Genomic DNA, 24,275 nt, shown 5'->3' on the forward strand with positions numbered 1-24,275 from the left:
GTCAGCCCTCCTGCCGTGCGTCCGCGAGGTTGACCCGGAACACCTTGACGATCACGAACGCCACCACGAGCACCGACAGGAACAGCAGCACCGAGAGGGCCGAGCCGATGCCCAGCTGGAACTGCTCGATCACCTGCCGGTAGGTGAGGAACGAGATCGACTCGGTGTTGTTGGCCCCTGCGGTCATGACGAAGATGTTGTCGAAGATGCGGTAGGCGTCGAGCGCGCGGAACAGCACGGCCACCATGATCGCCGCCCGCATGTTCGGCAGGATCACCTTCCAGAGCCGCTGCCACCACGTGGCCCCGTCGACCTTGGCCGCCTCCAGCATGTCCTCGGGGACCTGCGCGAGGCCGGCGAGCAGGAGCAGCGCCATGAACGGCGTCGTCTTCCAGATCTCCGAGACCATGATCGCCACCATCGACGTCTGGTACTCCGCGAACCACGTGAAGTCGTCGCCGAGGAAGGGGATCCAGCCGTTCACGAAGCCGTTCGTGTTGGAGAACGCGAACTGCCACGCGAAACCCGAGACGACGGTGATGATGCCGTAGGGAATGAGGATCGACGTGCGGACGAGACCGCGGGCGAAGATCAGTCGGTGCATGACCATGGCGAAGACGAAGCCGATGACGAGCTCGAACGCCACGGTGATGATCATGATGCCGACCGTGTTGGCCGTGTCGATCCAGAACAGGCGGTCGGTCAGGGCGGTCCCGTAGTTGGCCAGGCCCACGAACTCACGGTCGTCGGGTGCGGTGAGCGAGTAGCTGAACAGCGACAGGTAGAGCGCGCGCAGCATCGGGAACGCGGTGACCAGCAGCATCAGTGCGACGGCCGGGGCCACGAGGTACAGCGCGAGGCGGCTCTCCGCCTTGGCGCGGTCCGACGCGACGGGCTTGCTCGCGGACTTCTTCGGGGCCTTCTTGGGGGCGGTGGCGGTGCTCACAGGAGTGCCTCCCCTCGGAGGATCGCGGTCAGGAAGTCGGCCGACTGCTTCGGCGTCGAGTCCGGGCTCACCGAGCGGGGCGAGTGCCAGCGGGACTGGATGGCGCTCGAGACCTGGCTGTAGAAGGCGCTCTTGGGGCGCGGCCCGCCGGTGTCGACGCTCTCGCTGTAGAGCTGCAGCAGGTCGGCCGGGTAGGCCTCCTTGAGCTCGGCGGAGTCGTAGACCGACTGGCGCGACGGCATGAGGCCCTCGTTGACGGCCAGGGCCGACTGCGCCTCGGCGTTCGTGACGCAGACGGCGGCCTCCTGGGCGAAGTCGGGGTGCTCGGAGAACGCGCCGACGCCGATGTCGATGCCGCCGATCGGGGGCCGGGACTCCTCGCCCTCGACCGTCTGGGGGTACCGGGCCCAGCCGAGGTCCTCGAACTCCTGCTCGTCCTTCGGGCCACCGGGCTTGCCGATGAGTCCCTCGTAGTTCTTGTAGACGAAGGTCCAGTTGGTCATGAACTCGCCGGGGCCGTTCTCGGGGAACATCTGGCCGAGGCTCGTGCCCTCGTTCGAGGTGGTGAGGTCGGGCTGGGCGGCGGGGGAGTCGGCGAGCTTCTCGATGACCGCAGCGGCGTCCTTGCCGGCCGCCGAGTCGATCGTGACCTTCGCGTCGCGGCCGTCCTCGACGGTGTCGGGGTCGAGGATGTTGCCTCCGGCGCCCTGGATGAGCGAGTTGATCCACACGACGTACGCCTCGTAGCGGTTGGCCTGCACGCCGACGGTGCCGCCCTCCTCGGAGGCCGCGTCGATGACCTGGTCCCACGTGACCGGCTGGCTCATGTCGAGCCCGGCGGCCTCGGCGAGGGACTTGCGGAACCACACGACCTGCGTGTTGGCCCACTGCGGCGCGGCGACGACCTGGTCGTTCCAGGTGACCGTCTCGGCCGCACCCTTGAGGACGTCGTCGTCGAGCACCTGGTCCGCGAGCTCGCCCTCGAACGGCTTCAGCCACTTGGCGTTGGCGAACTCGGGGACGAACACCGGGTCGAGGCTCATGAGGTCGGTGGAGCTGTCACCCGCGGCGAGCCGGCGCGCGAGCTGGGTGCGCTGGTCGGTGGCGCTGGCCGGGAGCAGCTGGATGGCGATGTCGTAGTCGTCGGTGCTGCAGTCCTCGGCCAGCTTGTTCAGGGTGTCCTGGCCGTCCGGGTTGATGTACCAGTTGAGCGTGGGCTTGCCCTCGGATCCGCCACAGGCGGCGAGGAGCGAGGAGCCGAGGGCGAGACTCGCGACCATCACCGCCGTCCGACGTCGCGTGGTCGCCATGGGTCGGGTCCCCTTTCCCTCCGTCCCCGACGTGACCGGTGCCACACGGGAGTCAACAACGTAGGACGGTGCCGTCGGGGGCGCAACCCCGGGGTCGCCCCGGTCGCGATCAGGCCGGGTGAGGGCGGAGCCAGACCGTGGTGTCGGCGGGCAGGTGGTCGTCGGCGACCTCGCCGCTGGAGACGAGCAGCTCGCCCGGAGGCCGTGGGACCGGCACCGACGACACGTTGGTGTGGACGGTCGCCACCACGTCGCCGCCGCTGGCGACGAGCGCGAACGACAGCAGTCCGTCGACGTGCTCCACGCCGTGGTCGTCACCGTCCTCGATCCACGCGAGCGACCGCGTGCCCAGGTCGAGCTCGCGCCGCAGTCGCAGCAGCGTGCGGTACAGCTCGAGCGTCGAGCCCTCGACGCCGCGCTGGCGGGCGGGCGCCAGGTCCGCGTAGGTCGGCGGCTGCGGCAGCCACGGCTCGCCCTCGGGGCCGAAGCCGAGCGACGGGCCGGTGGACTCCCACGGGACGGGCACGCGGCAGCCGTCGCGCCCGCGGCGCTCGTGGCCCGAGAGCTCCCAGGTGGGGTCCTGCAGCACGTCGGTGGGGAGCTCGGTGGCGTCGGGCAGGCCCAGCTCCTCGCCCTGGTACAGGTAGGCCGACCCCGGGAGGGCGAGCATGAGGGTGGTCGCCGCGCGGGCCCGGCGCAAGCCCAGCTCCGCGTCGGGCTGCTCGTCGTCGGGGCCGATGCCCTCCGTGTCGACGACACGGGTGGCGTCGGAGCGACCCAGCCGCGTGGCGTGCCGCACGACGTCGTGGTTCGAGAGCACCCAGGTCTGCGGGGCGCCGACGTCGGCGGCGCTCTCGAGGGACCGGCCGATCGCGTCGCGCAGGGCGGGGGCGTCCCACGGCGTCAGCAGGAACGAGAAGTTGAACGTCTGGTGCAGCTCGTCGGGACGCACGTACTGCGCGAGTGCGTGCGCGGGTTCGACCCACGCCTCGCCGCAGAGCATCCGGTCGTCGTCCTGGCCCCACAGGTCGGCGAGCGACCCGGCGTAGCCCTCGACGAGGGTGCGCCAGCTGCGGTAGACGTCGTGCACCTCCGGCTGGTCCCACATCGGCAGCAGGCGCGTGTGGCTGCCGACGGTGTCGAGCAGCAGGTCGGCGTCGGGAAGGCCGTCGGCCTTGATCAGGCCGTGCGCGACGTCGATGCGGAACCCGTCGACACCGCGGTCGAGCCAGAAGCGCAGCACCGAGTGCAGCTCCTCGCGGACCTCGGGGTTGGTCCAGTCGAAGTCGGGCTGCGTCACGTCGAACAGGTGCAGGTACCACTCGCCGGGGGTGCCGTCGGCCTCGGTGACGCGCGTCCAGGCCGAACCCCCGAAGTTCGAGATCCAGTTGTTGGGCGGCTCCGAGCCGTCGGGGCCCTGCCCGGGTCGGAAGACGTACCGCGCGCGCTCGGCGCTGCCGGGGCCGGCGGCGAGGGCCGCCTGGAACCAGGGGTGCTCGCTCGAGGAGTGGTTCGGCACGACGTCGACGATCACCCGCAGCCCGAGTCCGTGGGCCCGCTCGACGAGGGCGTCGAAGTCGTCGAGGGTGCCGAACAGCGGGTCGACGTCGCGGAAGTCGGCGACGTCGTAGCCGGCGTCGTTCTGCGGGGACACGTAGAACGGCGACAGCCACAGGGCGTCGACGCCGAGGTCGGCGAGGTGCTCGAGCCGGGAGGTGATGCCGGGCAGGTCGCCGATGCCGTCGCCGTCGGCGTCGGCCCACGACCGGGGGTACACCTGGTAGATGACGGCGTGGCGCCACCAGGGCTGGTTGCTCATGGATTCCTCGGGGTCGGGCTCGCTGGGGGTCGGCACGGACCACGCTACCGACGGGCGCACCACCGGACGGACGAGCGGGGGCCTTCGCTAGGTTGAGGCCATGTCCCAGCGCACGCTCGTCCTGCTCAAGCCCGACGCCGTCCGTCGTGGTCTCGTCGGAGAGGTCCTCGGCCGCTACGAGGCCAAGGGCCTCACGATCGTGGCCATGGAGCACCGCGCCATCGACGCCGCCCAGGCCGACGCGCACTACGCCGAGCACGTCGAGCAGCCCTGGTACCCGCCGCTGCGCGACTTCGCGACGTCGGGCCCGCTCGTGGCGCTCGTGCTCGAGGGCGACGAGGCGATCGCGGTCGTCCGCGCCCTGAACGGCGCCACCGACGGCCGGGCCGCAGCCCCCGGCACCGTCCGCGGTGACCTCTCCCTGTCCAACCGCGAGAACCTCGTCCACGCGTCCGACTCCGAGGAGTCCGCGGCCCGCGAGATCGCCCTCTGGTTCCCCTCCCTCGCCTGACGCCTCCGGCGGACGCAAGATTCTGCGTTCATGAGTGGAAGGCCGAAGGGTTCTGCCTTCGTGTCCGAATCCCGTCACGAACGCAGAACGCTTGAGCTCCTCGCACCCGAACGCAGAATCTTGCGTTGCTCTGGGTCCCAGGATGGTGACCGGGGAAGGAGCTCGGGGGCCAGGGCGCCTTCCCATCCGTGGGCCCGTGCCATCCGGTCGAGCTGGTCCATCACGGTGTGGGGGTGGTGGCGAACCGCGTACGACGAGAAGGTCAGTCCGTGTCGGCCGGTGATCACGATCTCGTTGGCTCGGACCAGGTCCTCGTCCCACTGCTCGACGGCGAGGTGCGGGATCCCGTGCACCTCGACGCCGAAGCCGAGCCGCTCGCACCACACGTCGAGGTAGAAGCGACCAGTCGGACCACGCACCGCCTCTTGCCGTGCGGCGACGGGAAGCCCGGTGGCTCGCCAGATGGCCGCGACGTCTCGCTCCGGGACCGACTGGATCCCGCCGGCCGCGTCGAGGATCGACGACACGATCACGCTGCGATGCCGACACCGACCGCGGCGGGTCAGGGCCTCACGCAGGTGCCGGGTGGTGACGAGACCGGCCTGCAGGGCACTGATCACGATCCAGCGTGCATAGCGTTCGCTGCTGCTCCAGGAGGCCGTGTCGAGGATCGACCGTGCTGGTCGAGTCCGTCGTGGCCGGTGCGTGGGATGCACGTCGACATCGGTCAGCTCGTGCGACCAGTGCGCGGTGGCGCGGTCCCACGACGGCGCCCGTGCTCCCGCCGGCAGGACGACGAGGTGGCGCTGGTCGCGCGCGTCGAAGCCGTCCTGGCGGAGCGCCGAGGGGCCGGCCAGGGCAGCACGCGGGGGAGAGGAGGCGAGCGCCACCAGGTCGCGTTCGTGCAGGCTCAGGACACCGTTGTGCGTGACGACGACGCCCCGGCACGGTCTCTGCCAGATCCCGTCGCGGAGGCGCTGACGCACAGGCCAGGCCCCGAACATCTCGACGGCCTGGCGGACGGACATGACGGTCTCCATGCCTCCACCGTGTCGGCCGTCCGGCCCCGGACGAAGGGCGCGGCCGAAGGCTGTGGACGGAGGCACGCGGGCGCGAGAGCCCTGTGGACGGGGCGACGCAAGATTCTGCGTTCAGTACCGGCGTCCCGATCGATGCTGCGTTCGCGTCCGGATCCCGTCGTCAACGCAGCATCGTTCGGACTCTCGCTCACGAAGGCAGAATCTTGCGTCCTCCCGAGGGGTCAAGCGGGGTCGAGGGGTGGGGGCTCGGTGGGGCCGGTCCAGGGGACGACGACGTGGGCGAGGACGCCGTGGAAGCGGCCGCGGACCTCCTCGGGGAGCCAGACGACCTCGTGGGACTGCGAGGCGAGGTCGACGGTGCCGTCGAGGGTCACGGCGTCGACGGCCTGGCGGGGGGCGTCGCCCACCCGATCCTCGTACTCCACGAGCGTCACGCCGACGCTGATCGGCACCTCGTTGCGATTGACCAGGCCGATGCCCCAGAAGTCCTGCGGGTCGAGCGTGGCGTGCTCCTCGAGGTCGACCATGAGCGCCTCGACCGGGGCCACGATGCCGTCGAGGTCCACCTGCTCCATGCCCTCGACGTGCACCTCGACGCCGCGCACGTTGCGCGCGCCCTGGCCGTGGAAGTGGAGCACGTCGGTGGCGGCGGCACCGGGCGGCGCCACCACGGCGCCCCGGTCGATGCCGAGCACCGTGCCGACCTCGACGTTGGGCAGCTCGCGACCGTACTGGTCGCGAGGCACGAACCGCAGGATCGGGCGCAGGCCCACCTCGGAGCCGTTGCTCAGCGTGACCGTCTGGTCCGGCGCGTCCGGATCGGACGCCTTCGGCACGTAGGAGACCGAGATCGGCGGCTTGCGTCGATTGAACAGACCCATGGCAGGCAAGCGTACGGAGTCGCGCTCAGTACCAGCCGGCGCCCTTCTTGAAGTCCCACGCCGCACACGGTGATCCGTAGCGACCCTCGATGTAGCCGAGGCCCCACTCGATCTGGGTCGCCGGGTTGGTGCGCCAGTCGCTGCCGGCGCTGGCCATCTTGGTGCCCGGCAGGGACTGCGGGATGCCGTAGGCGCCCGAGGACGGGTTCTCGGCGTCCACGCGCCAGCCGCTCTCCTGGCTCCAGATGTTGTCGAGGCAGGAGAACTGGCCCTCGTCCCAGCCGTAGTCGGCGAGCATGGCGCGCGCGACGACCTTGGGGTCGGCGGCCTCCAGCGCCGCCTGCCGCTCCTTCTCGCGCTTCGCCTTCTCGGCGGCCTCCTTGCGCTCGGCGGCCTCCTTCTTCGCCTGCGCGGTGGCACGCTGCTGTCCGTCGGCCTTGGCCTGGACCTCCTCGACCTGGCGCTGGGCGCCCTGGTCGACGATCACGGCGTCGGACACGCGCTGGGCCTGGACCAGCGGCGTCGCGATGGCCGACACGGGCCGCAGCCCGGTCGCGGCGGCGGCGCTGTCACCGGCTCCCACGGCCTGGGCGCCGGCGGTCAGACCGGCGGCCACGACGACCCCACCGACGGCGAAGGTCGTGAGCGTGCGGCCACGGGGCAGGGCGTCGGCGACGTCGGCCAGCAGGTCGAGGGTGCGGTCGCGCCGACGTTCGAAGGCCGACGGTGCGCGGTGGCGTGCCATCCGGTGCCGACCGCCCGACCGGTCGACGAGGTCGTCGTGACGCACACGCACTCCTGCCAGCTCGACGGAAAGGGGGCGGGGAAGGGCCCAGGACGAAGCCACCATCCTAGGCAACGTTGCTGAGACGGCGCAGGCGTTCTCTCAGGTCCCGGACGCCGCGTAGCCTGGGGCCATGTCCGTCGAGTCCGTCTTCCCCCGTCTCGAGCCGCTCCTGCCGACGGTGGGCAAGCCCATCCAGTACGTCGGCGGCGAGCTCAACGCCACCGTCAAGGAGTGGGACGACGTCAGCGTGCGCTGGGCGCTCATGTACCCCGACGCCTACGAGGTCGGGCTGCCGAACCAGGGCGTCCAGATCCTCTACGAGGTGCTGAACGAGCGTGACTGGCTGCTGGCCGAGCGCACCTACGCGGTGCAGGCCGACATGGAGGCCGTCATGCGCCAGCACGGCATCCCGCAGTTCACGGTCGACGCGCACCGTCCCGTGCGCGCGTTCGACGTGCTGGGCATCTCCTTCGCCACCGAGCTCGGCTACACCAACATGCTCACGGCGCTCGACCTGGCCGGCATCCCGCTGCACGCCGTCGACCGCACCGACGACGACCCGATCGTGCTCGCGGGCGGCCACAGCGCCTTCAACCCCGAGCCGGTCGCCGACTTCCTCGACGCCGCCGTCCTGGGCGACGGCGAGGAGATCGCGCTCGCCATCAGCGAGGTCGTGCGCGAGTGGAAGGACGAGGGGCGTCCCGGCGGCCGCGACGAGCTGCTGCTGCGGCTCGCGGCCTCAGGGGGCGTCTACGTGCCGAAGTTCTACGACGTCGACTACCGCGACGACGGCCGCATCGCGTCGGTCCGGCCCAACCGCGAGGGCGTGCCGTGGCGCGTGGCCAAGCACACCGTCATGGACCTCGACCAGTGGCCGTACCCGCGCAAGCCGCTGGTGCCGCTGGCCGAGACGGTGCACGAGCGGTACTCCGTCGAGATCTTCCGTGGCTGCACGCGCGGCTGCCGGTTCTGCCAGGCCGGCATGATCACGCGCCCCGTGCGCGAGCGCTCGCTGCAGACCATCGGCGACATGATCGACACCGGTCTGAAGGAGTCGGGCTACCAGGAGGTCGGCCTCCTCAGCCTCTCCAGCGCCGACCACACCGAGATCGGCGACCTCGCCAAGCAGCTCGGCGACCGCTACGAGGGCACCAACACGTCGCTGTCGCTGCCGTCGACCCGCGTCGACGCCTTCAACATCACGCTGGCCAACGAGTTCAGCCGCAACGGCCGACGCTCGGGGCTCACGTTCGCGCCCGAGGGCGGCAGCGAGCGTCTGCGCAAGGTCATCAACAAGGCGGTCACCGAGGACGACCTCATCCGCACCGTCACCGCCGCCTACTCGCACGGCTGGCGCCAGGTGAAGCTCTACTTCATGTGCGGCCTGCCCACCGAGACCGACGAGGACGTGCTGCAGATCGGAGAGCTCGCCAAGCGGGTCATCGAGGCCGGACGCGAGGCGTCGGGTCGCCGCGACATCCGCTGCACCGTGAGCATCGGCGGGTTCGTGCCCAAGCCGCAGACCCCGTTCCAGTGGGCCGCGCAGCTCGACCACGAGACCACCGACGAGCGCCTGCGCAAGCTGCGTGAGTCCGTGCAGTCGGACAAGCGCTTCGGCCGGGCCATCGGCTTCCGGTACCACGACGGACGCCCCGGGATCGTCGAGGGACTGCTGTCGCGCGGTGACCGACGGGTCGGGCGGATCGTCGAGGCGGTGTGGCGTGACGGCGGTCGGTTCGACGGCTGGAGCGAGCACTTCTCGTTCGAGCGCTGGGAGGCCGCGACCGCCGAGGTCCTGGCCGACGAGCCGGTCGACCTCGACTGGTACACGACCCGTGAGCGCGACCACGACGAGGTGCTCCCGTGGGACCACCTCGACGCCGGTCTCGACAAGGAGTGGCTCTGGGAGGACTGGCAGGACGCGCTCGACCCCGACGCCCTCGAGATCGAGGACTGCCGCTGGACGCCCTGCTACGACTGCGGCGTGTGCCCGCAGATGGGCACCGACATCCAGATCGGCCCGACGGGCCAGAAGCTGCTGCCGCTCTCGGTGGTCTGAGCGGACTCAGGCGGCAGGGCGCTCGAGCTCGTCCTCGATCGTCCCGCCGCGGTCCACGAGGGTGCCGAAGACGCCGATGAGCACGGCGCCGAGCATGAGCACCGTGACCGGCGCGGTCCACGAGCCGGTCACGTCGTGCAGCAGGCCGGTGCCGAACGGTCCGAGCCCGGCCACGAGGTAGCCGACGGACTGAGCGAACGCCGACAGCGAGGCCGTGCCCTCCGTCGTCGAGGCGCGACGGCCGAACATGATCAGCACCCAGGTGAACGCGCACCCGCCGAGCCCGAGCAGGATCGCCCAGAGCCACGGAGCCGCGGTCGGGGCCCACAGGACCCCGGCCCAGCCGCTCGCGGTCAGGGCGGCGAAGACCCACGGGAGGATGCCGCGGCCTCCGAGGCGGGCCACCAACGGTGGCAGCAGGAGGGTCATCGGGATGCCGACGGCCCCGAGCAGTCCCTGCATCGCACCGGCGGTGCCCTGCGCGAGCCCGGCGTCGGCCAGGATCGTCGGGAACCAGCCGAACTGGGCGTAGGCCTGGGCCGACTGCGCGCCGAAGCAGAGGGCGCAGGCCCAGGCGAGTCGGCTGCGGGCGAGCCGGGCCAGTGACGGTCCGACCGGTCGGACGTCGCGTCCCGCCCGCCCCGCACGGGCCGCGATCGGCAGCCAGGGCAGCAGGGCGGCCACGCTCAGCACGGCCCACACCGCGATGCCGGGCCGCCAGCCACCGAGTGCGTCCGCTGCCGGCACAGTGACGACCGAGCTCACGGCGCCGCCGGCCATGAGCGCGGCGCCGTAGAGCGAGCCGACGAGGGGGAGCCGGTCGGGGAAGTGCTCCTTCGCGAGGGCGGGCAGCACCACGTTGCCCACCGCGCACGCGGCGAGCGACACGACCGACAGCACGAGGAAGAGCGCGGTGGAGTCGACGACCGACCGGGCGAGGAGCCCGAGGGCCAGCACGGCGAGCAGTGCGGCGGCGGTGCGGTCGAGACCGAGCAGACGGACCACGCGCGCTGCCGTCGTCCCGAAGACGGCGAAGCACAGCACGGGCAGCGTGGTCAGGACGCCCGCGACCGTGGCGCTCATGCCGAGGTCGTCGCGCAGGGGGTCGATGACCACCCCGACGCTGCCGATCGCCACGCGCAGGTTGAGCGCGAGCAGCACGATCGCGGCCCCCACGAGCCAGGCGGGACCCCCGCGACGGACGGACGGCGAGGAGCTCACCGAGACATCCAACGCCACCGTCCGGAGGCGTCCGCACGCGGCCCTCGGCGAGAGCCCGCGGTCGCCGACCTCGGTAGGGTCGGACCCATGTCCGACGGCAGCACGACCCTGCGTGGCACCCCCAACCCGGAGGCGCCCAACCCGCAGCTGCCCATCGTCCAGCGGCTGCGCATCCGCTACGCCAAGCGTGGCCGGCTGCGGTTCACCAGCCACCGCGACTTCGGCCGTGCCTTCGAGCGCGCGGTCCGCCGCGCCCAGGTGCCGATCGCGTTCTCGTCGGGCTTCACGCCCCACCCGAAGATCTCCTACGCCGGAGCGGCTCCCACCGGCGCGGCGAGCGAGGCCGAGTTCCTCGAGATCGGGCTCACGCAGCAGCGTGATCCCGAGTCCGTCCGCGTGGCGCTGGACGACGCCCTGCCGCCCGGCATCGACGTGCTGGAGGTGGTCCCCGCGCGCGAGGGCGGGGGCTCGCTGGCGGACCGGCTCGAGGCGAGCGAGTGGGTGATCGAGCTGCGCGGCACCGCGCCGGAGCAGGTCCGGGAGGCGGCCGACGCCTTCCTCGCGGCCGAGCAGGTCGACGTCGAGCGGATGACCAAACGAGGCCTGCGGACGTTCGACGCCCGCGCCGCCGTCCAGTCACTCTCCGTTGGTTCGTCCGACACCTCGGGTGTGGCGTATGCGATACTGATGGTGGTCGTCCGACACCAGAACCCGTCGGTCCGACCGGACGACGTACTCACCGGACTCCGCAACCGCGGGGGCCTCGAGCTCGAGCAGACGCCCTTGGCGACACGCTCGGCCCAGGGTCCTCTGGACGTGGAGGACGGGACGGTCGGCGATCCACTCGCCCTCGACCGCGACGCATCCTGACAGGTGCTGACCGCGGCGGGGCGGACGGGGAGCCGTGTGACAGGCCGGACGTCGACCACCCGGGACGCCCCAGCGCCCCGGCGCCGCCAGAAGACTTTCGGTGACCGAGCCCTCGGGCGAGGAGCCGCAGACGCAGAACCCCGGCCGCACGTCGGCGCTCACGGGGCCTGAGGAGAGCACATGCTCGACGACGACAAGAACACACCCACCACCGAGACCAGCACCACCTCGCGCACGAGACGACGGGCCGCCGCCCGGCCGGCGGGACCTCCCGCGGCCGTGAGCACCGACATCTTCGCCCCGCCCGAGGCCCCGGCGAAGAAGGCTCCGTCGCGTGCCGCGTCCGGCAAGGACCCCGCCACGAAGGACTCCGACGCGTCCGACACCGGTTCGACGCAGGAGGCCCCGGCCAGACGGACCGCCAAGAAGGCGGCTCCCTCGGGCGGGTCCGACGGCGACACCGGGTCCCCCGACGCCCCGGCGAAGAAGGCAGCGGCCAAGAAGCCCGCCAAGAAGAGCACCTCAGCGGGCTCGGCCACCAAGAAGACCGCGGCGAGGAAGACCACGGTCAAGGACGACGCTGCTCCTCAGGAAGCCGACGCGACCTCGTCCGGCCAGGAGGCCTCGACCGCGAGCGACGACCGCGCGAGCAGCGGTGACCGGCCCGCCAGGAAGCGCAGTGGTCGCAAGCCCGCGGCATCCGGTGACGATGCCGGGACCGCAGCCGTGGCGTTCCAGGCTCCCGAGCCCGTGACGGCGCCCGCCCGCGACGACCGGTCCTCCGAGGGGCGTTCTTCCGACGGCACGGACTCCGACGAGCAGGGCGACGACTCCGGTGACGGATCCGGTGGCGGTCCCAAGCGTCGTCGCCGCAGCCGCGGCGGACGTCGTCGCAACAAGAGTGACGACACCCGCGACGGCTCGGACTCCTCCGACGGTGCCGAGTCCGGCGAGGCCAAGGGCCAGGACGACGGAGCCGGCGGCTCGTCGAACCAGGACGACTCCGGTGACGGGGGAGACGGCGAGGGCCAGAGCACCAACACTCGCCGCCGCCGGCGTCGCGCCCGCTCGGGCGAGCGCGCGTCCGCCTCGCCCGACGATCCGGAGAACACCGTCGTGCGGGTCCGCGAGGGTCGCAACCCCGAGGACGAGATCACCGGCGTGGCCGGCTCCACGCGCCTGGAGGCCAAGAAGCAGCGCCGCCGCGAGGGCCGTGAGGCCGGACGGCGCCGCGCGCCGATCGTGTCCGAGGCCGAGTTCCTGGCTCGACGTGAGGCAGTCGACCGTCAGATGGTCGTCCGCCAGCACGTGTCGAAGGGCTCCGGCGCCGAGAGCGACGCCTACACCCAGATCGCCGTGCTCGAGGACTCCGTGCTCGTCGAGCACTACGTGGCCCGCGAGTCCCAGACGTCGCTCATCGGCAACGTCTACCTCGGCAAGGTCCAGAACGTCCTGCCCAGCATGGAGGCCGCCTTCGTCGACATCGGTGCCGGTCGCAACGCCGTCATCTACGCCGGCGAGGTCGACTGGAGCGGTGTGCAGAACGGCAAGGCCCGCAAGATCGAGGAGGCGCTGACCCCCGGCCAGCAGATCCTCGTGCAGGTCTCGAAGGACCCGATCGGCCAGAAGGGCGCGCGGCTCACGAGCCAGATCAGCCTGCCGGGCCGCTTCCTGGTCTACGTCCCGGGCGGCCAGTCCAACGGCATCTCCCGCAAGCTGCCCGACACCGAGCGCGCCCGGCTCAAGGCCCTCCTCAAGGAGGTGCTCCCCGAGGACGCCGGCGTCATCGTGCGCACGGCCGCCGAGGGCGCCAGCGAGGACCAGCTGACCCGCGACGTCACCGCGCTCACGGCGCGCTGGGACGACATCAAGGCCAAGGCCGGCATCGGGGAGGACGGGACGCCCTCCGCGAAGGGCCCCCAGCTCCTGTACGCCGAGCCCGACCTCGTGATCAAGGTCGTGCGCGACCTGTTCAACGAGGACTTCGCCTCGCTCGTCGTCGAGGGCTCCGACGCCTGGGACAACATCTCCGGCTACCTGCGTCACGTCGCACCCGACCTCGCCGAGCGACTGCAGGAGTGGTCGCCCGCCGAGCACGACGGCCGCGACTCCTTCGACGTGCTGCGCATCGACGAGCAGATCCACAAGGCGCTGGACCGCAAGGTCTGGCTGCCCTCGGGCGGCTCGCTCGTGATCGACCGGACCGAGGCCATGACCGTGGTCGACGTCAACACCGGCAAGTTCACCGGCTCCGGGGGCAACCTCGAGGAGACGGTCACCAAGAACAACCTCGAGGCCGCCGAGGAGATCGTCCGCCAGCTCCGGCTGCGCGACATCGGCGGCATCATCGTCATCGACTTCATCGACATGGTGCTCGAGAGCAACCGTGACCTGGTGCTGCGTCGCCTGGTCGAGTGCCTGGGCCGCGACCGCACCCGCCACCAGGTGGCCGAGGTGACGTCGCTCGGGCTCGTGCAGATGACTCGCAAGCGGATCGGCACGGGCCTGCTCGAGTCGTTCAGCACCGACTGCGACCACTGCAACGGGCGCGGTGTGGTCATCACGGCCGAGCCGGTCGAGCCGAAGAAGGACGAGCCGCGAGGCGGCGGACGTCAGCGTCGTGGTCGTGGCGGCAACGGTGGCAACGACAACGGTGGGTCGAACGGCGGCGGCAATAACGGCGGCGGCAACGGCAACGGGTCGAGCAACGGCAACGGCAACGGGTCGAGCAACGGCAACGGTGGCTCGCGTCGCGGGCAGCAGAAGCCGGCGACGGAGGAGGCCGACTCCTCGGAGTCGACGACGTCGAGGACGACCTCGTCGTCCTCGGGCCGGTCCTCCCGTCGTTCGGGCCCCCCGAAGGACGTGCCGACGCCCGAGGACGGCGCTTCGGCGCCTGCCGAGCAGCCGGCCGAGCCGGCCGAGCCGTCGCAGCCGTCGGAGCAGGAGACTCCTGCACCCGCCGTCGACGCCGCGCTCGAGCCCGAGAGCCCCGCACCCGAGACGGCCGAGCAGCCTGTCGAGGACGCCGTCGCGCCGGAGGCCGAGACCGCTGCCGCGCCCGTGCAGGACCCTCTGCCCGAGGCCGAGCAGGCGTCCGCTCCGGACGTGTCGGAGACGGACGGCGACCAGGCCTCCACCAGCGAGGACGCCCCCGTTTTGACCGAGCCGGGTGACGGTCCGTAGAATGATGTGTCGGCGTGCCCTGCGCGCCGATCCGCATGCCCGGGCGAGAGCCCGGCACCGGTCGCCGAACCAGCCCGCTGCGTTCGCCCGGCCCTGCACAGCCCCAAGCCTTGGCAAGCACAGCTTCCAGCAAGAACCGAGTGAGGAATCCCGTGGTCTACGCAATCGTGCGCAGTGGCGGCACGCAGCAGAAGGTCGCCGTCGGCGACGTCATCGAGATCGACCAGCTCGGCCTGGCCCAGGGCGAGGCGGTCTCGCTGCCGGCCGTCCTGTACGTCGACGGTGACACCGTCACGGCCGACGCCGACTCGCTCTCCCAGGTCTCCGTGACCGCCGAGGCCATCGGTGGCACCAAGGGCCCCAAGATCACCATCCAGAAGTACAAGAACAAGACCGGCTACAAGAAGCGCCAGGGGCACCGTCAGAAGTACACCCAGGTCAAGATCACCGGCATCGCGAAGTAGAGGACTGAACTCATGGCACACAAGAAGGGCGCAGCCTCCACCAAGAACGGCCGCGACTCCAACAGCCAGCGCCTCGGCGTCAAGCGCTTCGGCGGCCAGCTGGTCAACGCGGGCGAGATCATCGTCCGCCAGCGCGGCACCCACTTCCACCCCGGCACCAACGTCGGCCGTGGCGGCGACGACACGCTCTTCGCGCTGTCGGCCGGCTCGGTCGAGTTCGGGACGCGTCGCGGCCGCAAGGTCGTGAACATCGTTCCGGGCGAGTAACCGGCAGAACATCCGTCGAAGGGGTGGTCCGCGCATGCGGGCCACCCCTTCGACGTCCCTGCACCTCCCTCCCACCCCCGTTCCCAGGAGCACCCGATGGCCGTCCCCACCTTCGTCGACCGCGTGACGCTGCACGTCGTCGGCGGTAACGGCGGGCACGGCATCGCGTCGGTGCACCGCGAGAAGTTCAAGCCGCTCGGCGGGCCCGACGGCGGCAACGGCGGTCACGGTGGCGACGTCATCCTGCGGGTCTCGGCCGACGTGACCACGCTCGTGGACTACCACCACGAGCCGAAGCGCAAGGCCGGCAACGGTGCGCCGGGCGAGGGCGGCAACCGCAGTGGTGGTCATGGTGGCGACCTCGTGCTGAAGGTCCCCGACGGAACGGTGGTGCGCTCCGGCGGTGAGCACGGCACCGGCGAGGTGCTCGCCGACCTCGTGGGCCCCGGCACCGAGCTCGTCATCGCCGCGGGCGGCCGAGGTGGTCTGGGCAACGCGGCCCTGGCGTCGGCCAAGCGCAAGGCTCCCGGCTTCGCCCTCAAGGGTGAGCCGGGCCAGGAGCGCACGATCGTGCTGGAGCTCAAGGTCGTGGCCGACATCGGTCTCGTCGGGTTCCCCAGCGCCGGCAAGTCCAGCCTCATCGCCGCCCTCTCACGTGCCCGGCCCAAGATCGCCGACTACCCGTTCACCACCCTGGTCCCGAACCTGGGCGTCGTCACCGCGGGGTCGACCACGTTCACCGTGGCCGACGTGCCCGGTCTCATCGAGGGCGCCAGCGAGGGACGCGGCCTCGGTCACGACTTCCTGCGCCACGTCGAGCGGTGCGCGGCCCTCGTGCACGTCGTCGACTGCGCGACGGTGGAGCCCGGCCGCGACCCGTTGAGCGACCTCGACGTCATCGAGGCCGAGCTGCGTGCCTACGCCGACGGCCTGGCCGAGGGTGCCACCGGCAAGGACCTGCTCGAGCGCCCGCGGCTGGTGGCGCTCAACAAGACCGACGTCCCCGACGCCGCCCAGATCGCCGAGTTCGTGCGCGCCGACCTCGAGGAGCGCGGCTACGACGTGTTCGACGTCTCCGCCGCCAGCCACGCCGGGCTGCGCGAGCTGTCGTTCGCCATGGCCGAGATCGTCGCGCGCCGTCGCGCCGACGCGCCCTCGCAGGAGATCACCCGCATCGTGCTGCGCCCCCAGGCCGAGGCCGGCGTGGGCCAGGAGTTCACCGTCGACCAGCGCCGCGGCCCCGAGGGCCAGCAGCAGTGGATCGTGCGTGGCGCCAAGCTCACCCGCTGGGTGGGCCAGACCGACTTCAGCAACGACGAGGCGGTGGGCTACCTCGCCGACCGCCTCGCTCGCCTCGGTGTGGAGGCCAGCCTCGCGAAGCTCGGTGCCGAGCCCGGCGACGACGTCGTCATCGGCGGCACGGCCGACCTGGGCTGGGAGGACGCGGTCGTCTTCGACTTCGACCCCACGATCGAGGCCGGTGCCGAGATGCTGGGTCGTCGTGGTGAGGACCAGCGCCTGGACCGCGACGACCGGCGCACCAACGTCGAGCGTCGCGAGGCGCTGGCCGCCAAGCGGGCGCAGGAGGCCGAGTTCCGCGAGCTGCGCGAGCGCGGCGAGGAGCCCGACTGGACCTCCGAGGACGAGGACACGGACACCGAGGGCACGGGGGCATGACCCGGAGGGTCGTCGTCAAGGTCGGCTCGTCGTCGCTGACGTCGTCGACCGGCCACCTCGACCCGGCCAAGGTCGACGTCGTGGTGGAGGCCCTCGCCGCAGCCCGGCGAGCGGGCGACGAGGTGGTGCTGGTCAGCTCCGGTGCCATCGCGGCCGGCCTGGGGCCTCTGGGGCTCACGACCCGTCCCAGGGACCTGCCGACGCAGCAGGCCGCGGCCAGCGTCGGCCAGGGTGCCCTCGTGGCGCACTACTCCGAGCGGTTCGCCGCCCACGGCATCACGGTGGGCCAGGTCCTGCTGACCGTCGACGACGTGACCCGCCGCAGCCACTACCGAAACGCGCACCAGACGTTCGCCAAGCTGCACGAGCTGGGTGTGCTGCCGGTCGTCAACGAGAACGACACGGTGGCCACGAGCGAGATCCGCTTCGGTGACAACGACCGGCTCGCGGCCCTGGTGGCGCACCTCGTGCACGCCGACCTGCTGGTGCTGCTCTCCGACGTCGACGGTCTCTTCACCGGCCACCCGTCGCTGCCCACGTCACAGCCGATCCCCGACGTGCACGGACCCGAGGACCTCCTCGAGGTCGACGTCGCGCGCGTCGGGTCGAAGGTCGGTACCGGCGGCATGGTCACCAAGATCGAGGCCGCGCGGATCGCCACGGGTGCGGGCATCCCGGTGGTGCTGGCCCGGGCCGACCGGGCCGGTGCGGCCGTCGCGGGCGAGGCGGTGGGCACGCGCTTCCACCCCACGGGCCGACGTCGGCCCACGCGGCTGCTGTGGCTCGCGCACGCGAGCGAGACCAAGGGCCAGCTGCACGTCGACGCCGGAGCGGTCGCCGCCCTGACCTCGCGCAAGGCCTCCCTGCTGCCGGCCGGCATCGTCGGGGTCAGTGGCGAGTTCGGTGCCGGGGAGCCGGTCGACGTCGTGGGGCCCGACGGCCAGGCGGTGGCCCGCGGACTCGTGAACTACGACAGCGGGGAGCTGCCCAGCCTCATCGGCCGGTCCACGCACGCGCTGGCCGCCGAGCTGGGCGCGGACTACGAGCGCGAGGTCGTGCACCGTGACGACCTCGTCGTCCTCTGACCCGACCCGCGGGGCACGCACGATTCTGGCTTCGTGAGCGAAGCGCGGATCGATGCTGCGTTCGTGACGGGATCCGGTCGCTGACGCAGCATCGTTCGGTCCGTCGCGCGGGAACGCAGAATCCTGCGTCCCCGGGCGTCAGGGCCGGTCGACGTCGACCCAGACGAGCCGGTGGTCCGAGGCCGGGAACGGGAACGTGCCGGTGAGCCGTGACAGGGGGTCGGCCTGCCTGGGCCAGAAGACGCGGGCGTCGCGGATGCGCAGGTCCCGGCTCGGCAGCACGTAGTCGGCTCGGATGTTGCCCGGCGGCTCCGCGAAGTCGGCGGTGTCGAACCTCGGGTCGCCGCGGTGCGCGTCGTTCGCCCCGCCCTGCAGCCGGGCCGCCTCCACGGCACCCTCGCTGGACGGCGTCACCGACGTGTTCACGCGGGGCAGGTCGAGCAGCTGGTTCGCGGCACCCGGGAGGGAGTCGCCGTCGACGGGGTCGGAGTTCAGGTCGCCGGCGACGACGAACGAGGCGGCGGGGGAGAGGCCCCCGCGCCGCCCGCGGTCGTCCCTGATCCAGCGCGCCTGGCGAGGAGAGCCGACGTAGTCCGCCCAGAACCGGATCTCGTCGGCGTTGCGACGGCCGTTGCGGTCCTCGGGACCGTCGAAGACCGGCGGCGTCGGGTGGCTGACGAGCAGGTGGACCGACCGACGGCCGACCTTCACGGGCACGTCCCAGTGGGACTTGCTCGACAGGCGCAGGACGTCGACGGCCTCGGGGGAGTAGTAGCCGGTCGGCATGCGGTTCCCGGGCATGTCCTTCCAGAGCTGCTTCTGGAACGTGCGGATCCGCTTCGCGTCGATCGGGTAGCGGCTCAGCACCGCCATGCCGTACTGGCCGGGGAACGCGCCGAAGCCGTACGCGTCGTCGGGACCGTCGGTCGTCCCGTCGCCGTTCAGGTCGAGCCCGGTCGGGACGCCCGTGTTGACCGGCGCCGTGAACGTGTACCGGTAGCGGATCGGCTCCGCCCCGTTCCAGCCGCGCGCCAGGTAGTTCCGCTCGAACAGGCGCAGCGCCTCCGGGTCGTGGTCGACCTCCTGCAGCACCAGCACGTCGGGCCGGGTGCGCTGGATCGTCTCGGCGACCGACCGTGCCTGGGTGTTCGCGTCGGTGGTCAGGTCGCGCCGCAGGTCGCCCTCGGCCGGCCGGTTGAGCGAGGCGTTGAACGTCGCGAACCGCACCGTCGGCTCGTGGCCGGGACCGTGGTGGCCGCTGCCGCGGGCCTCGGCGGGCGACGACGTGGAGGGCACGGCCAGGACGGTACCGCCCAGGACGAGGGCGAGAGCGAGGGCGAGGCGTCGTGCCGGTGCGCGCCCGCCGCGCGTGGTGAAGGGTCCCCGAGTCATGCGCGGCACTGTTCCAGGCGCGGGTGAACGACGGGTGACGTCCCCCGCGCTCGCTACGATCGGGGCGTGAAGGAACAGGTGCACGAGCTCGCCCGGCGGTCACGGACCGCCGCCCGGACCCTCGCCCTCGCGTCGCGGGCGCAGAAGGACGCTGCCCTGCTCGCGATGGCCGATGCGCTCGTCGACGCCACCGAGCGGATCGTGGCCGAGAACGCGGCCGACGTCGAGACCGCCCGTGCCGACGGCACCCCCGAGAACGTGATCGACCGCCTGCTCCTGGACGCCGACCGGGTGGCGGCCTTCGCGCAGGGCGTGCGCGACGTCGCCGCCCTTCCCGACCCCGTCGGCGAGGTCGTCCGCGGGTCCACGCTGCCCAACGGTCTGCGACTCGAGCAGATCCGTGTGCCCATGGGCGTCATCGGGATGATCTACGAGGGCCGACCCAACGTCACCGCCGACGCTGCTGCCATCTGTCTCAAGGCCGGCAGTGCCTCGCTGCTGCGCGGGTCCCGGTCGGCGGCGCGGTCCAACGCCGCGATCGTCGACGTCATGCGCGACGCGATCGCCGCCGCCGGTCTGCCCACCGACGTGGTCCAGGCCGTTCCCGCCCACGACCGCTCCAGCGCCACGGAGCTGATGCAGGCACGTGGGCTCGTCGACCTGGTGATCCCGCGCGGGGGAGCCGGGCTGATCCGCACCGTCGTCGAGCAGTCGACCGTGCCGGTCATCGAGACAGGGACCGGGAACGTGCACGTCTACGTGGACGCCGACGCCGACCTCGACATGGCGCTCGACATCGTGCTCAACGCCAAGACCCACCGCACCAGCGTGTGCAACGCCGCGGAGTCGCTGCTCGTGCACCGCGACGTGGCCGAGGAGTTCCTGCCGCGCGTCACCGAGGCCCTGCAGGCGGCGGGCGTGACCGTCCACGGCGACGCGGCCTTCGCCGCCGTGCCGGGCGTGCTGGCGGCGTCCGACCACGACTGGGCCACCGAGTACCTGTCGCTCGACATCGCCGCCGCGGTGGTCGACTCCCTCGACGACGCGGTGGAGCACATCCGCACCTGGTCGTCGGGGCACACCGAGGCGATCGTCACGCGGTCGATCGACGCGGCGCGACGGTTCACGCTGGGGGTCGACTCGGCCGCCGTGATGGTCAACGCGTCGACCCGGTTCACCGACGGAGGCGAGTTCGGCTTCGGGGCCGAGATCGGGATCTCCACCCAGAAGCTGCACGCACGCGGCCCGATGGGCCTGCAGGAGATGACGACCACGACGTACGTGGTGACCGGCGACGGCCACGTGCGCTGAGCATCACGGGGTCGGGCACCACCACGTCGGCCCGCCCTGCCCGCGCTGGTAGATTGCGACCATGCTCGAGTTCCTGGTCGCAGCCGAAGAGTCCGCCGAGGGCGGCCACATCAACCCGTACATCATCGGCGGTGTCGCCCTCGCGATCCTGCTGATCCTGCTGTTCGCGCTGCTGGCCTTCGGCAAGGGTCGCGAGCACTCCTGAGCACGTCAGGGTCCGTGGTCGCCGAGCCCCTGCCCACGCGACGACGTCGCGTCGGCGTCATGGGTGGCACGTTCGACCCGATCCACCACGGCCACCTCGTGGCGGCGAGCGAGGTGCAGTCGTGGTTCGACCTCGACGAGGTCGTCTTCGTGCCGACCGGTCGTCCCTGGCAGAAGGCCGACCGTGAGGTCTCGACCGCCGAGCACCGGTACCTCATGACGGTGATCGCCACGGCGGCGAACCCCCGCTTCGAGGTCAGCCGGGTCGACATCGACCGCGACGGGCCCACCTACACCATCGACACCCTCCGCGACCTGGCCGCGGACATGCCCGACGCCGACCTGTACTTCATCACCGGCGCCGACGCGATGGCGGCGATCCTCACCTGGCGCGACCACGAGGAGCTCTTCGAGCTGGCGCACTTCGTCGGCTGCACGCGTCCCGGGCACGAGATGGACGAGCAGACGCTGGAGGGGCTCCCCGTCGAGCGCATCACGCTCGTCGAGATCCCGGCCCTGGCCATCTCGTCGACCGACTGCCGTGTGCGCGTCACGTCGGGCGAGCCGGTCTGGTACCTCGTCCCCGACGGCGTGGTCCAGTACATCGGCAAGCACCGTCTCTACTCCCCACCCCCCGCGACGCCCCCAGGGGCCGTCCCGGGCACCGACCCCGACTCCGAGGACTCCCCATGACCGCGTCCGACCGGGCGATCGAGCTCGCCCGTGCCGCCGCTGGCGCCGCCGACGAGAAGCTCGCCACCGAGATCCTCGCCTTCGACGTATCCGAGCAGCTCTACATCACCGACGTCTTCCTGCTGTGCAGCGCGAGCAACCAGCCGCAGGTGCGAGCCGTGAAGGACGCCATCGAGGAGAAGCTGCTGGAGCTCGGCGCCAAGCCCGTGCGGCGCGAGGGCGAGCGGGAGGGCCGGTGGGTGCTCATCGACTTCGCCGAGCTCGTGGTGCACGTGCAGCACAGCGAGGAGCGGGCCTTCTACGCCCTCGAACGTCTGTGGAGCGACTGCCCGACCATCAGCCTCACGTCGCCATGACGCGTCGGGTCGTGCTCTGGCGCCACGGGCGCACGGAGTGGAACGTCGCGGGCCGGGTGCAGGGGCAGACCGACACGTCGCTCGACGACGTCGGACGCGAGCAGGCCCGGGCGGCCGCCGCACGCCTCGCGTCGCTCCGGCCGGTGCGGATCCTCAGCTCCGACCTCGAGCGGGCTCGCGACACGGCCGAGGAGCTGTCGCGGGTGACCGGCGTGCCCGTCGAGCTCGACGAGCGCCTGCGCGAGATGAACTTCGGCGAGCGCGAGGGCCTCACGTGGCGCGAGTCGTGGGACCGCTTCCCCGAGCTCATGAAGGCGATGCTGGAGGACCGCGAGGAGCGGTTCCCGCAGGCGGAGCTGCACGCGGAGGCCGGCGCACGCCTGGCGGAGGCGCTCACCGAGGCGCTCGAGTCGTTGGAGGACGAGCAGACGCTCGTGGTCGTGGCGCACGGCGCGGTGCTGCGGGTCGGCGCCTGCACGTTCCTGGGTTTTCCGGAGACCACGTGGCGGACGTTCGCCGGGCTCTCGAACTGCTCCTGGATCGCGCTCGAGCAGATCTCGCCGGCGCACGGGACGCGCTGGCGGCTCACGGAGTGGAACGCCGGCACGCTGCCCGAGCCGGTCATGTCCGACGACGAGTGACCCCGGTTTGAGTCGCTCCGCGGCAGGGTCTAGAGTGTTCACTCGGTGCTCGACCCGGTCGGGTACCACCCGCGAGGGGCATTGGCGCAGTTGGTAGCGCGCTTCCATGGCATGGAAGAGGTCAGGAGTTCGAATCTCCTATGCTCCACTCGAACGAGAGAAGACCCCCAGTCCTCTGGACTGGGGGTCTTCGTCGTAGCCGCGACGGCGGACCCGGGCACGACCTGCGGCTGCGCTTCCTCGGCTCCTCGTGGACCTGCGCCCCGAGAGGGCATCGACCGGGCAGTCGGTAGGGGGACCGGTCGGGCTCTCGGGCCGCGGTCCGGGTGGTCAGAGGTAGGTGTCGCACGTTTCGTGGGTGTCGGCGGTAGGTCTCGTACCTTTCGACGGTCTCGACAGGTGCGTCACCTACCTCTGACTGCGTCGTTCGGTGCGTCACCTACCTCTGACGGCCCATCGCCGCGGCGGGGAGGCGGGACGCGGCGTGGGGCGGATCGATCCCGTGGCGCGGGGACGCGCGCCCTGGCCGATGATGGCCCCATGACGCTGACCGACACGGACCTCACCCACCTGCGTCGATGCGTCGAGCTGGCGCGCGAGGCGCTCGAGGACGGCGACGAGCCGTTCGGCTCGCTCCTGGTGTCGGCGTCGGGCGAGGTGCTGATCGAGGACCGCAACCGGGTGAAGGACGGTGACCACACGCGCCACCCCGAGCTGGCTATCGCGCAGTGGTCGGCGCGGAACCTGACCGACGAGGAGCGCGCCGCCGCCACGGTCTACACGTCGGGGGAGCACTGCCCGATGTGTGCGGCGGCCCACGGGTGGGTGGGGCTCGGACGGATCGTCGCCGCGGTGCGCTCCGCGCAGCTCACGCAGTGGCTGGAGGCGTGGGGCGAGCCGGAGCCGGCCGTCGCCACGCTCGCGGCCGACGAGGTCGTCCCCGGCCTCGCCGTCGACGGTCCCGCCCCCGAGCTCGCCGACGAGATGCAGGCGCTGCACCGGGCCCGCGTCGACCGTGACCGCGCGCGGCGGTGAGCACCCCACTGCGCACCTGATGTTCGCGTGTCGTTTCTTGACTCGTTCAAGAAAGCGGCTACAGTCAGGGGCATGACGTCGATCGAGGCACCCGAGCTCCTGAAGGGGGCGGGACTGCGCGTCACGCGCCCCCGGGTGGCCGTCCTCGACGCGCTCGAACGGACGCCGCACGCCGACACCGCCACCGTCATCGACGCCGCCCGGACCCTCGTCCCCGACGTCTCGCACCAGGCGGTCTACGACACGCTGGCCGCCCTCACCCAGGTGGGGATCGTCCGGCGCATCCAGCCGCACGGCCACGCCGCACGCTACGAGCGACGCGTGGGGGACAACCACCACCACGTGGTGTGCCGCGGCTGCGGCGACATCGCCGACGTCGACTGCGCCACGGGCGAGGCCCCCTGCCTCGTCCCCTCGTCCGACCACGGCTTCGTCATCGACGAGGCCGAGGTCATCTTCTGGGGCACCTGCCCCTCCTGCACCGCCTGACTCCCGCGTCATCGACGCGGACCGCCCGACC

General features: G+C 71.8%; 22 protein-coding genes, 1 tRNA gene and 1 pseudogene. 16 read left to right on the forward strand and 8 right to left on the reverse strand.

Annotated features, from left to right (window positions below; translation table 11 throughout):
* Position 1: 1 nt before the first annotated feature.
* From RQG84_RS12295 to RQG84_RS12305, 3 genes are all read right to left on the reverse strand, one after another.
* Entirely contained in the window at positions 2 to 946 is a 945-nt protein-coding gene (locus RQG84_RS12295) for a carbohydrate ABC transporter permease (protein WP_055965104.1), read from the reverse strand.
* Complete coding sequence (locus RQG84_RS12300) at positions 943 to 2,256, reverse strand: extracellular solute-binding protein (RefSeq protein WP_311210263.1); 1,314 nt, start codon at positions 2,254 to 2,256, stop codon at positions 943 to 945. The genes RQG84_RS12295 and RQG84_RS12300 overlap by 4 nt, the downstream gene beginning before the upstream one ends.
* A gap of 109 nt (positions 2,257 to 2,365) precedes the next feature.
* Positions 2,366 to 4,075, reverse strand: coding sequence for a glycoside hydrolase family 13 protein (locus tag RQG84_RS12305; protein WP_311210264.1), 1,710 nt, complete (start codon positions 4,073 to 4,075; stop codon positions 2,366 to 2,368).
* 100 nt (positions 4,076 to 4,175) lie between these two features.
* Between RQG84_RS12305 and ndk the strand changes: the two genes are divergently transcribed.
* Positions 4,176 to 4,586, forward strand: coding sequence for a nucleoside-diphosphate kinase (gene ndk / locus RQG84_RS12310; RefSeq protein WP_055965112.1), 411 nt, complete (start codon positions 4,176 to 4,178; stop codon positions 4,584 to 4,586).
* A 74-nt stretch (positions 4,587 to 4,660) separates the two neighbouring features.
* Here ndk and RQG84_RS12315 read toward each other — a convergent pair whose 3' ends face one another.
* The 3 genes from RQG84_RS12315 to RQG84_RS12325 form a co-directional block, all read right to left on the reverse strand.
* On the reverse strand, positions 4,661 to 5,626 hold the full coding sequence (locus tag RQG84_RS12315; protein ID WP_311210265.1) for a hypothetical protein: 966 nt from the start codon (positions 5,624 to 5,626) through the stop codon (positions 4,661 to 4,663).
* A 221-nt stretch (positions 5,627 to 5,847) separates the two neighbouring features.
* The gene (locus RQG84_RS12320) at positions 5,848 to 6,507 is read right to left on the reverse strand and encodes a hypothetical protein (RefSeq protein ID WP_311210266.1); all 660 of its coding nucleotides are present in this window, start codon (positions 6,505 to 6,507) and stop codon (positions 5,848 to 5,850) included.
* Positions 6,508 to 6,532: 25 nt separating this feature from the next.
* Positions 6,533 to 7,297 (reverse strand): hypothetical protein, encoded by a 765-nt coding sequence (locus RQG84_RS12325; protein WP_311210267.1) that lies wholly within the window; start codon positions 7,295 to 7,297, stop codon positions 6,533 to 6,535.
* Between the two features lie 127 nt (positions 7,298 to 7,424).
* Between RQG84_RS12325 and RQG84_RS12330 the strand changes: the two genes are divergently transcribed.
* A complete protein-coding gene (locus RQG84_RS12330) occupies positions 7,425 to 9,353 on the forward strand; it encodes a TIGR03960 family B12-binding radical SAM protein (RefSeq protein WP_311210268.1) in 1,929 nt (642 codons plus the stop codon).
* 6 nt (positions 9,354 to 9,359) lie between these two features.
* On the opposite strand, the gene RQG84_RS12335 is transcribed toward RQG84_RS12330, so the two are convergent.
* Positions 9,360 to 10,574: an MFS transporter gene (locus tag RQG84_RS12335; RefSeq protein WP_311210269.1), complete on the reverse strand. Its 1,215-nt coding sequence runs from the start codon at positions 10,572 to 10,574 to the stop codon at positions 9,360 to 9,362.
* An 87-nt stretch (positions 10,575 to 10,661) separates the two neighbouring features.
* Here RQG84_RS12335 and RQG84_RS12340 point away from each other — a divergent pair, with 87 nt between their 5' ends.
* The 6 genes from RQG84_RS12340 to proB all read left to right on the forward strand — a co-directional run bounded on the left by RQG84_RS12340 (position 10,662) and on the right by proB (position 18,123).
* Positions 10,662 to 11,444 (forward strand): TIGR03936 family radical SAM-associated protein, encoded by a 783-nt coding sequence (locus RQG84_RS12340; protein WP_311210270.1) that lies wholly within the window; start codon positions 10,662 to 10,664, stop codon positions 11,442 to 11,444.
* Positions 11,445 to 11,624: 180 nt separating this feature from the next.
* On the forward strand, positions 11,625 to 14,630 hold the full coding sequence (locus tag RQG84_RS12345; protein WP_311210271.1) for an Rne/Rng family ribonuclease: 3,006 nt from the start codon (positions 11,625 to 11,627) through the stop codon (positions 14,628 to 14,630).
* Between the two features lie 152 nt (positions 14,631 to 14,782).
* Positions 14,783 to 15,094, forward strand: a complete 312-nt coding sequence (rplU, locus tag RQG84_RS12350) for a 50S ribosomal protein L21 (RefSeq protein WP_055965138.1) — start codon at positions 14,783 to 14,785, stop codon at positions 15,092 to 15,094.
* A 12-nt stretch (positions 15,095 to 15,106) separates the two neighbouring features.
* Positions 15,107 to 15,361: a 50S ribosomal protein L27 gene (rpmA, locus tag RQG84_RS12355; protein WP_055965140.1), complete on the forward strand. Its 255-nt coding sequence runs from the start codon at positions 15,107 to 15,109 to the stop codon at positions 15,359 to 15,361.
* Between the two features lie 96 nt (positions 15,362 to 15,457).
* Positions 15,458 to 17,038, forward strand: a complete 1,581-nt coding sequence (gene obgE / locus RQG84_RS12360) for a GTPase ObgE (protein ID WP_311210272.1) — start codon at positions 15,458 to 15,460, stop codon at positions 17,036 to 17,038.
* Complete coding sequence (gene proB, locus RQG84_RS12365) at positions 17,035 to 18,123, forward strand: glutamate 5-kinase (RefSeq protein WP_311210273.1); 1,089 nt, start codon at positions 17,035 to 17,037, stop codon at positions 18,121 to 18,123. Before obgE ends, proB begins: the two co-directional genes overlap by 4 nt.
* A 138-nt stretch (positions 18,124 to 18,261) precedes the next feature.
* Here proB and RQG84_RS12370 read toward each other — a convergent pair whose 3' ends face one another.
* The gene (locus tag RQG84_RS12370; RefSeq protein WP_311210274.1) at positions 18,262 to 19,515 is read right to left on the reverse strand and encodes an endonuclease/exonuclease/phosphatase family protein; all 1,254 of its coding nucleotides are present in this window, start codon (positions 19,513 to 19,515) and stop codon (positions 18,262 to 18,264) included.
* 60 nt (positions 19,516 to 19,575) lie between these two features.
* On the opposite strand from RQG84_RS12370, the pseudogene RQG84_RS12375 reads away from it, so the two are divergent.
* The 8 genes and pseudogenes from RQG84_RS12375 to RQG84_RS12410 all read left to right on the forward strand — a co-directional run.
* Positions 19,576 to 20,826 (forward strand): annotated as a pseudogene (locus tag RQG84_RS12375) (glutamate-5-semialdehyde dehydrogenase); the annotation flags it as partial.
* A 61-nt stretch (positions 20,827 to 20,887) separates the two neighbouring features.
* Positions 20,888 to 21,031 carry a hypothetical protein gene (locus RQG84_RS12380; protein WP_164468780.1) on the forward strand — a complete coding sequence of 48 codons (144 nt, stop codon included), beginning with the start codon at positions 20,888 to 20,890 and terminating at the stop codon, positions 21,029 to 21,031.
* A gap of 14 nt (positions 21,032 to 21,045) precedes the next feature.
* The gene (gene nadD, locus RQG84_RS12385; RefSeq protein ID WP_311210275.1) at positions 21,046 to 21,723 is read left to right on the forward strand and encodes a nicotinate-nucleotide adenylyltransferase; all 678 of its coding nucleotides are present in this window, start codon (positions 21,046 to 21,048) and stop codon (positions 21,721 to 21,723) included.
* Positions 21,720 to 22,079 carry a ribosome silencing factor gene (gene rsfS, locus RQG84_RS12390; protein WP_311210276.1) on the forward strand — a complete coding sequence of 120 codons (360 nt, stop codon included), beginning with the start codon at positions 21,720 to 21,722 and terminating at the stop codon, positions 22,077 to 22,079. Before nadD ends, rsfS begins: the two co-directional genes overlap by 4 nt.
* Positions 22,076 to 22,720, forward strand: coding sequence for a histidine phosphatase family protein (locus RQG84_RS12395; RefSeq protein ID WP_311210277.1), 645 nt, complete (start codon positions 22,076 to 22,078; stop codon positions 22,718 to 22,720). Before rsfS ends, RQG84_RS12395 begins: the two co-directional genes overlap by 4 nt.
* A gap of 75 nt (positions 22,721 to 22,795) precedes the next feature.
* A tRNA-Ala gene (locus tag RQG84_RS12400) sits at positions 22,796 to 22,868 on the forward strand.
* 392 nt (positions 22,869 to 23,260) lie between these two features.
* Positions 23,261 to 23,755 (forward strand): nucleoside deaminase, encoded by a 495-nt coding sequence (locus RQG84_RS12405; protein ID WP_311210278.1) that lies wholly within the window; start codon positions 23,261 to 23,263, stop codon positions 23,753 to 23,755.
* Positions 23,756 to 23,827: 72 nt separating this feature from the next.
* Complete coding sequence (locus tag RQG84_RS12410) at positions 23,828 to 24,244, forward strand: Fur family transcriptional regulator (RefSeq protein WP_311210279.1); 417 nt, start codon at positions 23,828 to 23,830, stop codon at positions 24,242 to 24,244.
* Positions 24,245 to 24,275 lie beyond the last annotated feature (31 nt).

The organism is Aeromicrobium sp. WCS2018Hpa-31 (genome assembly GCF_031843905.1).
Lineage (GTDB): Bacteria > Actinomycetota > Actinomycetes > Propionibacteriales > Nocardioidaceae > Aeromicrobium.

Coding starts and splice junctions, on each gene's coding strand:
- rsfS (WP_311210276.1), top strand. CDS start 21,720: ATGACCGCGTCCGACCGGGCGATCGAGCTCGCCCGTGCCGCCGCTGGC.
- RQG84_RS12405 (WP_311210278.1), top strand. CDS start 23,261: ATGACGCTGACCGACACGGACCTCACCCACCTGCGTCGATGCGTCGAG.
- proB (WP_311210273.1), top strand. CDS start 17,035: ATGACCCGGAGGGTCGTCGTCAAGGTCGGCTCGTCGTCGCTGACGTCG.
- RQG84_RS12320 (WP_311210266.1), bottom strand. CDS start 6,507: ATGGGTCTGTTCAATCGACGCAAGCCGCCGATCTCGGTCTCCTACGTG.
- ndk (WP_055965112.1), top strand. CDS start 4,176: ATGTCCCAGCGCACGCTCGTCCTGCTCAAGCCCGACGCCGTCCGTCGT.
- obgE (WP_311210272.1), top strand. CDS start 15,458: ATGGCCGTCCCCACCTTCGTCGACCGCGTGACGCTGCACGTCGTCGGC.
- RQG84_RS12340 (WP_311210270.1), top strand. CDS start 10,662: ATGTCCGACGGCAGCACGACCCTGCGTGGCACCCCCAACCCGGAGGCG.
- RQG84_RS12315 (WP_311210265.1), bottom strand. CDS start 5,626: ATGGAGACCGTCATGTCCGTCCGCCAGGCCGTCGAGATGTTCGGGGCC.
- RQG84_RS12345 (WP_311210271.1), top strand. CDS start 11,625: ATGCTCGACGACGACAAGAACACACCCACCACCGAGACCAGCACCACC.
- RQG84_RS12330 (WP_311210268.1), top strand. CDS start 7,425: ATGTCCGTCGAGTCCGTCTTCCCCCGTCTCGAGCCGCTCCTGCCGACG.
- RQG84_RS12300 (WP_311210263.1), bottom strand. CDS start 2,256: ATGGCGACCACGCGACGTCGGACGGCGGTGATGGTCGCGAGTCTCGCC.
- RQG84_RS12370 (WP_311210274.1), bottom strand. CDS start 19,515: ATGACTCGGGGACCCTTCACCACGCGCGGCGGGCGCGCACCGGCACGA.
- RQG84_RS12410 (WP_311210279.1), top strand. CDS start 23,828: ATGACGTCGATCGAGGCACCCGAGCTCCTGAAGGGGGCGGGACTGCGC.
- RQG84_RS12395 (WP_311210277.1), top strand. CDS start 22,076: ATGACGCGTCGGGTCGTGCTCTGGCGCCACGGGCGCACGGAGTGGAAC.
- RQG84_RS12305 (WP_311210264.1), bottom strand. CDS start 4,075: ATGAGCAACCAGCCCTGGTGGCGCCACGCCGTCATCTACCAGGTGTAC.
- RQG84_RS12380 (WP_164468780.1), top strand. CDS start 20,888: ATGCTCGAGTTCCTGGTCGCAGCCGAAGAGTCCGCCGAGGGCGGCCAC.
- rpmA (WP_055965140.1), top strand. CDS start 15,107: ATGGCACACAAGAAGGGCGCAGCCTCCACCAAGAACGGCCGCGACTCC.